The organism is Microbacterium sp. (genome assembly GCF_036277215.1).
Classification (GTDB): domain Bacteria; phylum Actinomycetota; class Actinomycetes; order Actinomycetales; family Microbacteriaceae; genus Microbacterium.
Map to the genome: position 1 here is coordinate 1 of NZ_DASUNI010000238.1, position 8,715 is coordinate 8,715.

An 8,715-nucleotide genomic window follows, 5' to 3' on the forward strand; every position below is an offset into this window, starting at 1 on the left:
GTACCAGCTCGAGATCATCGCCGCGAACTCATAGATTCGCGCAGCCCGTAGCCACCGGCATCCGTCACTGCGATGCTGGGCGTGAGACGCGGAACGCTGCCGCGCGATCGGCGGGAGGCATCGCATGTCGACTGACTCGACCCAGTCCACGATGGACCGTTATTTCGAGCTGATGGGGCGAGAGGCCGACTTCGGCACCTGCTACTCGTCGGAGGTGACCTGGCTGATCGCCGACACCGTTGAGGTCATTTCGGGACCCGACGCGGTGCGGGACTACGTCGTCGCGCTGCACGCGACGTTCGTCGACTCGCATACGCGCAGGTACCTGATCGGCGATGACCACGTGTATCTCGAGGGAGACTGCGAGCCCATCTCCTCCGAACCCGGCGAACGTACCTGGTTCTGCGTCGCATACGACCTGGCCGACGGCGCGATCACGGCGATGCGGTGCTACGGCCTCGGCGCCCGGGAGGTCTGACCGACGCCTGGAAGGCGCGTCAGACCTTCGACAGCCCGTAGATCGGGCTGATCGACTGCTCCGCCTCGTGATCCGGACCGAGCGGGATGCCGGAGCGGTCGCGCAGCAGCAGAGTCGCGATCAAGCCGATGAGGGTCATCCCGGCGAGGTACCAGGTGACCGCCGTCGTGGAGCCCGTCGCCTGTACGAGCGCCTGTGCGATGGTCGGGGCGAAGGCGCCGCCGAGGATCGCCCCGATCGCGTACGAGATCGAGACGCCGGAGAAGCGGATCGAGGCAGGGAACAGCTCCGAGTACAGCGCGGCCTGCGGCCCGTAGGTGAAGCCGAGCCCGATCGTGAGGATCGCAAGGCCGAGGAAGAGCAGGCCGACGTTGCCGGTGTTCACCAGCGGGAAGAGACAGAACACCCCGATCAGCTGGAGGATCCAGCCGATGATGTATGTCGTGCGCCGGCCGATGCGGTCGGAGATCCAGCCTGCGGCGAAGGTCGACAACAGCCACGTCACGGCGGACCCGGCCACGGCCCACAGCACGGGCCCGCGTTCGAGCCCGATCGGGCCCTCCGGGTTCGTCGCGTAGCCCTGGATGTAGCCGCCCGTGGTCATGTACCCGACGGCGTTGTTGCCGGCGAACACGAGAGCAGCGATGACGACCAGCAGCAGATGCTTGCGGAAGAGCTGGAGGATCGGCATCCGAGCCTTCTCCTTGCGCTCGGCCAGCTCGGTGAAGACCGGGCTCTCCTCCACGCGACGGCGGACGTAGTAGCCGACGAGGATCAGAACGATGCTGAGCAGGAACGGGATGCGCCAGCCCCACTGCAGGAACGCGTCACCCGGAGCGATGACGGTCATGAGCGCCATGACGCCGGACGCGAGCAGCAGGCCGAGAGGCACGCCGATCTGGGGCGACGCGCCGAAGACGCCGCGACGGCGCTTGGGTGCATGCTCGACGGCCATCAGCACCGCGCCGCCCCACTCGCCGCCGGCCGAGATCCCCTGCAGGATGCGCAGAAGCACGAGCAGGATAGGCGCCGCGATGCCGATCGCCTCGTATGTGGGAAGCAGCCCGATGAGCGCGGTCGCCGCCCCCATCAGGATGAGCGTCCACATCAGCACGACCTTGCGCCCGTACTTGTCGCCGAAGTGCCCGGCCAGGAACGCGCCCAGCGGCCGGAACAGGAAGCTGACGCCCACGGTCGCGAAGGCGACGATGGCGCTGTTGGCGCCGAGCGGCGCGAAGAACAGCTGTCCGAAGACGAGCCCCACGGCCGTGGCGTAGATGAAGAAGTCGTACCACTCGACGGTGGTGCCGACCACGGTGGCGAAGACGACGCGTCGCCGGTCGGTCGAGGTTGCGATGGTGCCGGTAGGGGTGAATCCCGTCGGCGACGATGCGGACATGTGTGACTCCAATGTCGTGGGACTTCGCTGTCAGGCAAGCCGGAGAGGAGGCCTTGCCCGGGTGATCCAGATCATATACGATTTCGGATATCACGCAAGAGCGAGGGAGCTCATGACTCATACGACGGATGCCGCGGCCGACCGCTTCGGTCCACTGCCCGTGCGCCCCGGCAAGATCGTGGCGGTCCACCTCAGCTATGCGTCGCGTGCGGAGCAGCGGGGACGCCGCCCCGATGCGCCGTCGTACTTCTTCAAGCCGTCGAGTTCAGTGGCGGCATCCGGGGCCACGATCGAACGTCCCGATGGCACGGAGCTCCTCGCGTTCGAGGGCGAGATCGCGCTCGTGATCGGCAGGGCGGCGCGACGGGTCGCCCTCGCCGATGCCTGGAGTCACGTCGAGTGGGTGACGGCATCCGATGACTTCGGTCTCTACGACCTGCGGGCGAACGACAAGGGATCCAACGTGCGCTCGAAGGGCGGCGACGGATTCACTCCGATCGGGCCGACGCTTCTGGACGCTCGAGCGATCGACCCCGGCGCCCTGCGACTGCGCACGTGGGTCAACGGCACGCTCGCGCAGGACGACACGACCGCGGGTCTGCTGTTCCCGCTGCCGCAGCTCGTCGCCGACCTCTCGCAGCATTTCACGCTGGAGACCGGCGACGTGATCCTCACCGGCACGCCGGCAGGTTCCTCGGTGGTGGTGCCGGGCGATGTGGTCGAGGTGGAGGTCGATGCGCCGGCGTCGGGGTTGAGCTCCGGACGACTGGTGACCACGGTGACGCAGGGGGCGGCATCCTTCGATCCGTCGCTGGGATCGTTGCCCGCGGCGGATGACGAGCAGCGCGCCGAGGCGTGGGGCTCCCCCGAGGCCGCGGGACTGCGCGCCGAGAGTGCATCCTCTGCTCGCGAGAGTGCATCCTCTGCTCGCGAGAGTGCACCCTCCGCTCGCGAGAGTGCCTCGGAGGATGCACTTTCGGCGGGACAAGATGCACTCTCGGCGGGGGAACGTGCACTCTCGGCGGAGCTGCGCGACAAGCTCATGCGGGTCCCGGTGGCGGGGCTCTCCGCGCAGCTGCGCAAGCGCGGACTGAACAACGTCACCATCGACGGCGTGCGGCCGATGCATCCCGGTACCAAGATCGTCGGCACCGCGAAGACGCTCCGGTTCGTCCCCGGCCGCGAGGACCTGTTCGTGTCGCACGGCGGCGGCTACAACGCCCAGAAGCGCGCCTTCGACACCGTCGGCGAAGGCGAGATCCTCGTGATCGAGGCCCGGGGCGAAACGGGTTCGGGCACGCTGGGCGACATCCTGGCCCTGCGGGCGAAAGCCCGCGGTGCCGTGGGCATCATCACCGACGGCGGGGTGCGCGACTTCGACGCGGTCGCCGCGGTCGGCATCCCGGTCTACTCCGCCGGCGCGCACCCGGCTGTGCTCGGGCGCAAGCACGTCCCGTGGGACCTCGACGTCACCATCGGATGCGGCGGCACCACCGTGCAACCGGGCGACATCCTGGTCGGGGACAACGACGGCGTTCTGGTGCTGCCACCTGCGCTCGCCGAGGAGGTCGCGGACGCCGCCCTCGCGCAGGAGGACGAGGACGCCTGGGTTGCCGAACAGGTGACCGCCGGACACCCGGTCGACGGGCTCTTCCCGATGAACGCCGAATGGAGAGCGAGGTACGAGGCATGGCGGCAGACGCCGTGAGGACCGACCTCAGCAAATCCCAGCAGGCGTACCGCTGGATCAAGGAGCGGATCGCCCGCCAGGACTTCACGCCCGGCTACCGGCTCGTGCTCGGCAGCCTCGCCAAGGATCTGGACATGTCCGTCGTCCCCGTGCGCGAGGCGATCCGCCAGCTCGAGGCGGAGGGGCTCGTCACGTTCGAGCGCAACGTCGGCGCCCACGTGTCGATGGTGGACGACTCCGCCTACCGCAACAGCATGCAGGCGCTCAGCATCCTGGAGGGCGCAGCGACCGCCCTGGCGGCGCGGCGGCTGACCCTCGACGACATCCGTCGTGCGCGCGCGATCAACCAACTCATGATCGAGACACTCGACCACTTCGACCCCCACTCCTTCACGGCGCTCAACCAGGAGTTCCATGCGACCCTCTTCGAGCACTGCGCGAACCCGCGCCTGCTCGAGATCGTCCGCGGTGAATGGGGCCGGCTCGGCAACCTCCGCGACTCCACCTTCAGCTTCATTCCCGGTCGCGCGGCGGAGTCGGTGCGCGAGCACGAACGGATCCTGCAGCTCATCGAGGCGGCGGCGCCCCTCGAGCAGATCGAGCAGGCCGCTCGGCAGCACCGGTCGGCCACGCTCGACGCCTACCTGATCCACGAACACCCCGATGAGGCGCTCGGCCTCCCACTCTTTGACACCCCTGCGAGGAATCCATGACCGACACCGCCACCGCGCTCGGGACGCACCGCGTACCCGCCGACCTTCCCACCCGCATCCAGCACTACATCGACGGCGAATCCGTCGACTCGATCGACGGCGACACGTTCGACGTGCTCGATCCGGTCACGAACGACACCTACCTGCAGGCCGCGGCCGGCAAGAAGGCCGACGTCGACCGCGCCGTCGCCTCGGCACGACGGGCCTTCACCGACGGACAATGGCCCCGGATGCTGCCCCGCGAGCGATCGCGCGTACTGCACCGCATCGCCGACATCGTGGAGTCACGCGACGCTCGCCTCGCGGAGCTGGAATCGTTCGACTCGGGACTGCCGATCACGCAGGCCCTGGGTCAGGCGCGACGCGCGGCCGAGAACTTCCGCTTCTTCGCCGACCTGATCGTCGCGCAGACCGACGATGCCTTCAAGGTTCCGGGCCGCCAGCTCAACTACGTCAATCGCAAGCCGATCGGCGTCGCCGGGCTCATCACCCCCTGGAACACGCCGTTCATGCTCGAGTCGTGGAAGCTGGGGCCGGCCCTGGCCACGGGCAACACAGTCGTGCTCAAGCCCGCCGAGTTCACACCCCTGTCCGCCTCGCTGTGGGCCGGCATCTTCGAGGAGGCCGGGCTTCCGAACGGGGTCTTCAACCTGGTGAACGGACTCGGTGAGGATGCCGGAGACGCGCTGGTGAAGCATCCCGATGTTCCGCTCATCTCCTTCACCGGGGAGAGCTCGACGGGCCAGCTCATCTTCGCCAACGCCGCTCCGTTCCTCAAGGGCCTGTCGATGGAGCTCGGCGGCAAGTCGCCCGCGATCGTGTTCGCCGACGCGGACCTCGACGCCGCGATCGACGCGACGATCTTCGGGGTCTTCTCGCTCAACGGCGAGCGCTGCACCGCCGGCTCGCGAATCCTCGTGCAGCGCGAGGTCTACGACGAGTTCGTCGAACGTTACGCCGCCCAGGCCTCGCGCGTGGTGGTCGGCTATCCGCATGACCCTGCGACCGAGGTGGGGGCGCTGGTTCACCCTGAGCACTACGAGAAGGTGATGAGCTACGTCGAGCTCGGAAAGACCGAGGGACGCCTGGTCGCCGGCGGCGGTCGTCCGGACGGATTCCCGACGGGCAACTTCGTGCAGCCGACGGTCTTCGCCGACGTGGCGCCCGAGGCTCGGATCTTCCAGGAGGAGATCTTCGGACCGGTCGTCGCGATCACACCGTTCGACACATGGCAGGATGCGCTCGCGCTGGCCAATGACACGAAGTACGGCCTCGCCGCCTACCTGTGGACGAACGATCTGAAGGGCGCGCACAACTTCGCCCAGTCGATCGAGGCCGGAATGGTGTGGCTCAACTCGAACAACGTGCGGGATCTTCGCACCCCGTTCGGCGGGGTGAAGGCCTCGGGGCTCGGCCACGAGGGCGGCTACCGCTCGATCGACTTCTACACCGACCAGCAAGCCGTGCACATCACGCTGGGCGAATCGCACAACCCCACCTTCGGCAAGAACTGATGCGTTTCGTCTCGCTTCGCTCGCTCGACGACCGGACTTGCGCTCCCGCTCGTTGAGCGAGGAGCGAAGCGACGAGACGAAACGCCCCCGAACGAAAGCAGAGACGCTGACATGACCCACACCGATCGCACTCTCACCTCCTCCGGCTTCTACGTGTCGCAGGAGGCGCCGATCCACTCCGACAACCCGGTACCGACGCCCACGGCGCCGGCCCCCGACATCCTGCGCTGCGCGTACATGGAGATCGTGGTCACAGACCTCGCCGCATCCCGTGCCTTCTATGTCGACGTGCTCGACCTCGTCGTCACGGAGGAGGACGGGGACTCGGTCTACCTGCGGTCGATGGAGGAGTTCATCCACCACAACCTCGTGCTGCGAAAGGGTCCGATCGCCGCCGTTGCCGCATTCTCGTACCGCGTCCGCACGCCGGAGGACCTCGACAGGGCGGTCGCGTTCTACGAGGAACTCGGATGCCGCGTCGAACGCCGCGCGGAGGGTTTCGTGAAGGGCATCGGCGACTCGGTGCGGGTTGAGGACCCGCTCGGGTTTCCCTGCGAGTTCTTCCACGACGTCGATCACGTCGAGCGGCTGGCGTGGCGCTACGACCTCTACACCCCCGGCTCGCTGGTGCGGCTCGACCACTTCAACCAGGTCACGCCCGACGTGCCTCGCGCGGTGGGGTTCATGCAGGACCTCGGGTTCCGGGTGACGGAGGACATCCAGGACGACGAGGGCACCGTGTACGCCGCCTGGATGCGCCGCAAACCCACCGTGCACGACACCGCGATGACCGGCGGCGACGGTCCGCGCATGCACCACATCGCCTTCGCGACGCACGAGAAGCACAACATCCTCGCGATCTGCGACAAGCTGGGCGCCCTGCGCCGCTCCGACGCGATCGAGCGCGGCCCGGGCCGCCACGGCGTCTCCAACGCGTTCTACCTGTACCTGCGCGATCCCGACGGCCACCGCGTCGAGATCTACACGCAGGACTACTACACCGGCGACCCCGACAACCCGGTCGTCACCTGGGACGTGCACGACAATCAGCGCCGCGACTGGTGGGGCAACCCGGTGGTGCCGTCGTGGTACACCGAGGCATCACTCGTCCTGGACCTGGACGGCAACCCGCAGCCGGTCGTCGCCCGCACCGACACCAGCGAGATGGCGGTGACGATCGGGGCGGACGGCTTCTCGTACACGCGACCTTCGGACGAACCGGAGGAGCTGCCGTCCTGGAAGCAGGGCGAGTACAAGCTGGGCCACCAGCTGTGACGCTGTCGCCCCAGCAGATCGCGACGATCGCGGATGAGCTGGCCGAGGCCGATCGCTCGCACAGCGTGATCCCGCGGATCACCGCGCGCTATCCGGGCGCGACCATCGAGGATTCCTACGCGATCCAGCGGGTCTGGCGGGATCAGAACGTTGCGGCCGGACGCCGGCTCGTGGGGCGCAAGATCGGGCTGACCTCGAAGGCGATGCAGGAGGCCACGGGCATCACCGAGCCCGACTACGGCGTGATGTTCGGTGACACCGTGTACGCCAGCGGCGCCGACATCCCCGTCGATCTCTTCTCCAACGTCCGAGTGGAGGTCGAGCTCGCCTTCGTGTTGAGGGAACCCCTCGAGGGCCCCGACCGCACCCTGGAAGACGCCCTGGCAGCGATCGACTACGCGGTCCCCGCCCTCGAGATCCTCAACTCGCACATCGAGCTCGAGGGTCGCACGATCGTCGACACCATCTCGGACAACGCCGCTTACGGCGCGATGGTGCTGGGCGATGTCCGCAAACGGCCCGACGAGATCGACCTGCGCTGGGTGCCCGCGCTGCTATACCGCAACGGCGAGATCACCGAGACGGGCGTCGCCGCCGGGGTCCTCGATCACCCCGCCACGGGCGTCGCGTGGCTCGCGAACAAGTTCCACCACCACGGCGCGCGCCTCGAAGCCGGTGAGATCATCCTGGCCGGGTCGTTCACCCGCCCTCTGTGGGTCGAGCGCGGCGACCTCGTACGGTGCGACTACGGACCCATGGGAGAGATCACATGCCGCTTCAGCTAGCCCCCACATTCCGCGAGCGCCTCGCCTCGGCATCCCGCCCCCTGATCGGCATGTGGGTGTGCTCCGCGTCGCCGCTGGTCGCCGAGATCTGCGCCGGCGCGGGCCTCGACTGGTTGCTGATCGATATGGAGCACTCGCCCAACGACCTCACCTCGACGCTGTCGCAGCTGCAGGCGATCGCCGCCTATCCGCCCGCCGCGGTCGTGCGCGTGCCCATCGGCGATGTGGTCACCATCAAGCAGGTGCTCGACGTCGGCGCGCAGAACATCCTGGTGCCGATGGTGTCCTCCGCCGACGAGGCGCGCGCCGCCGTCGAGGCGATGCGGTACCCGCCGCGCGGCCGCCGCGGCGTCGGCTCGGCACTGGCCCGGTCGGGCCGGTGGAACCGGATCGACGCGTACCTCGAGAACGCCGACGATCACGTGTCGCTGTTCGTGCAGATCGAAACGGCGACCGGGGTGGATGCCGCTGCCGAGATCGCCGCGGTCGACGGCGTCGACGGGGTGTTCGTGGGGCCTTCTGACCTCGCCGCCTCGATGGGGGTGCTCGGTCGGCAGACCCATCCGGATGTCGAGGCCGCCGTCCTGCGCACGTTCGAGGCCGTTCGGGGTGCGGGCAAGCCGGTCGGGGTGAACGCCTTCGACCACGCCGTCGCCGACCGCTATCTGGCCGCGGGCGCGTCGTTCATCCTCGTCGGGGCGGACGTGTCGCTGCTGGCCCGCGGCTCGGAGGCCCTTGCGGCCCGTTTCATCGCCGCCGACGACGCGGCCGCAACGCGTCCGTCCTACTAGTCCCCCGGCCGCTTCCCCGGCCGCGAGACTGCACTGGCGCGTCGAGACTGCGGGCAATACCCGCAGTCTC

8 protein-coding genes are annotated in these 8,715 nt (G+C 68.4%); 7 read left to right on the forward strand and 1 reads right to left on the reverse strand.

Features of this window, described 5'->3' with window-relative positions:
- Window positions 1–124: 124 nt before the first annotated feature.
- The gene (locus VFX99_RS11730) at window positions 125–478 is read left to right on the forward strand and encodes a nuclear transport factor 2 family protein (RefSeq protein WP_329666475.1); all 354 of its coding nucleotides are present in this window, start codon (window positions 125–127) and stop codon (window positions 476–478) included.
- A gap of 19 nt (window positions 479–497) precedes the next feature.
- Here the strand turns inward: VFX99_RS11730 and VFX99_RS11735 are convergent, their stop codons facing one another.
- Window positions 498–1,877 carry an MFS transporter gene (locus VFX99_RS11735; protein ID WP_329666476.1) on the reverse strand — a complete coding sequence of 460 codons (1,380 nt, stop codon included), beginning with the start codon at window positions 1,875–1,877 and terminating at the stop codon, window positions 498–500.
- A 112-nt stretch (window positions 1,878–1,989) separates the two neighbouring features.
- On the opposite strand from VFX99_RS11735, the gene VFX99_RS11740 reads away from it, so the two are divergent.
- From VFX99_RS11740 to VFX99_RS11765, 6 genes are all read left to right on the forward strand, one after another.
- Window positions 1,990–3,585 carry a fumarylacetoacetate hydrolase family protein gene (locus VFX99_RS11740; protein ID WP_329666477.1) on the forward strand — a complete coding sequence of 532 codons (1,596 nt, stop codon included), beginning with the start codon at window positions 1,990–1,992 and terminating at the stop codon, window positions 3,583–3,585.
- Complete coding sequence (locus tag VFX99_RS11745) at window positions 3,567–4,280, forward strand: GntR family transcriptional regulator (RefSeq protein ID WP_329666478.1); 714 nt, start codon at window positions 3,567–3,569, stop codon at window positions 4,278–4,280. The genes VFX99_RS11740 and VFX99_RS11745 overlap by 19 nt, the downstream gene beginning before the upstream one ends.
- Window positions 4,277–5,794 carry a 5-carboxymethyl-2-hydroxymuconate semialdehyde dehydrogenase gene (hpaE, locus tag VFX99_RS11750; protein ID WP_329666479.1) on the forward strand — a complete coding sequence of 506 codons (1,518 nt, stop codon included), beginning with the start codon at window positions 4,277–4,279 and terminating at the stop codon, window positions 5,792–5,794. Before VFX99_RS11745 ends, hpaE begins: the two co-directional genes overlap by 4 nt.
- 111 nt (window positions 5,795–5,905) lie before the next feature.
- Complete coding sequence (hpaD, locus tag VFX99_RS11755) at window positions 5,906–7,069, forward strand: 3,4-dihydroxyphenylacetate 2,3-dioxygenase (RefSeq protein ID WP_329666480.1); 1,164 nt, start codon at window positions 5,906–5,908, stop codon at window positions 7,067–7,069.
- Window positions 7,066–7,854 carry a 2-keto-4-pentenoate hydratase gene (locus tag VFX99_RS11760; protein ID WP_414684369.1) on the forward strand — a complete coding sequence of 263 codons (789 nt, stop codon included), beginning with the start codon at window positions 7,066–7,068 and terminating at the stop codon, window positions 7,852–7,854. Before hpaD ends, VFX99_RS11760 begins: the two co-directional genes overlap by 4 nt.
- A complete protein-coding gene (locus tag VFX99_RS11765) occupies window positions 7,839–8,645 on the forward strand; it encodes an HpcH/HpaI aldolase family protein (RefSeq protein WP_329666481.1) in 807 nt (268 codons plus the stop codon). Before VFX99_RS11760 ends, VFX99_RS11765 begins: the two co-directional genes overlap by 16 nt.
- Window positions 8,646–8,715 lie beyond the last annotated feature (70 nt).

Coding starts and splice junctions, on each gene's coding strand:
- VFX99_RS11730 (WP_329666475.1), top strand. CDS start 125: ATGTCGACTGACTCGACCCAGTCCACGATGGACCGTTATTTCGAGCTG.
- VFX99_RS11735 (WP_329666476.1), bottom strand. CDS start 1,877: ATGTCCGCATCGTCGCCGACGGGATTCACCCCTACCGGCACCATCGCA.
- VFX99_RS11740 (WP_329666477.1), top strand. CDS start 1,990: ATGACTCATACGACGGATGCCGCGGCCGACCGCTTCGGTCCACTGCCC.
- VFX99_RS11745 (WP_329666478.1), top strand. CDS start 3,567: ATGGCGGCAGACGCCGTGAGGACCGACCTCAGCAAATCCCAGCAGGCG.
- hpaE (WP_329666479.1), top strand. CDS start 4,277: ATGACCGACACCGCCACCGCGCTCGGGACGCACCGCGTACCCGCCGAC.
- hpaD (WP_329666480.1), top strand. CDS start 5,906: ATGACCCACACCGATCGCACTCTCACCTCCTCCGGCTTCTACGTGTCG.
- VFX99_RS11765 (WP_329666481.1), top strand. CDS start 7,839: ATGCCGCTTCAGCTAGCCCCCACATTCCGCGAGCGCCTCGCCTCGGCA.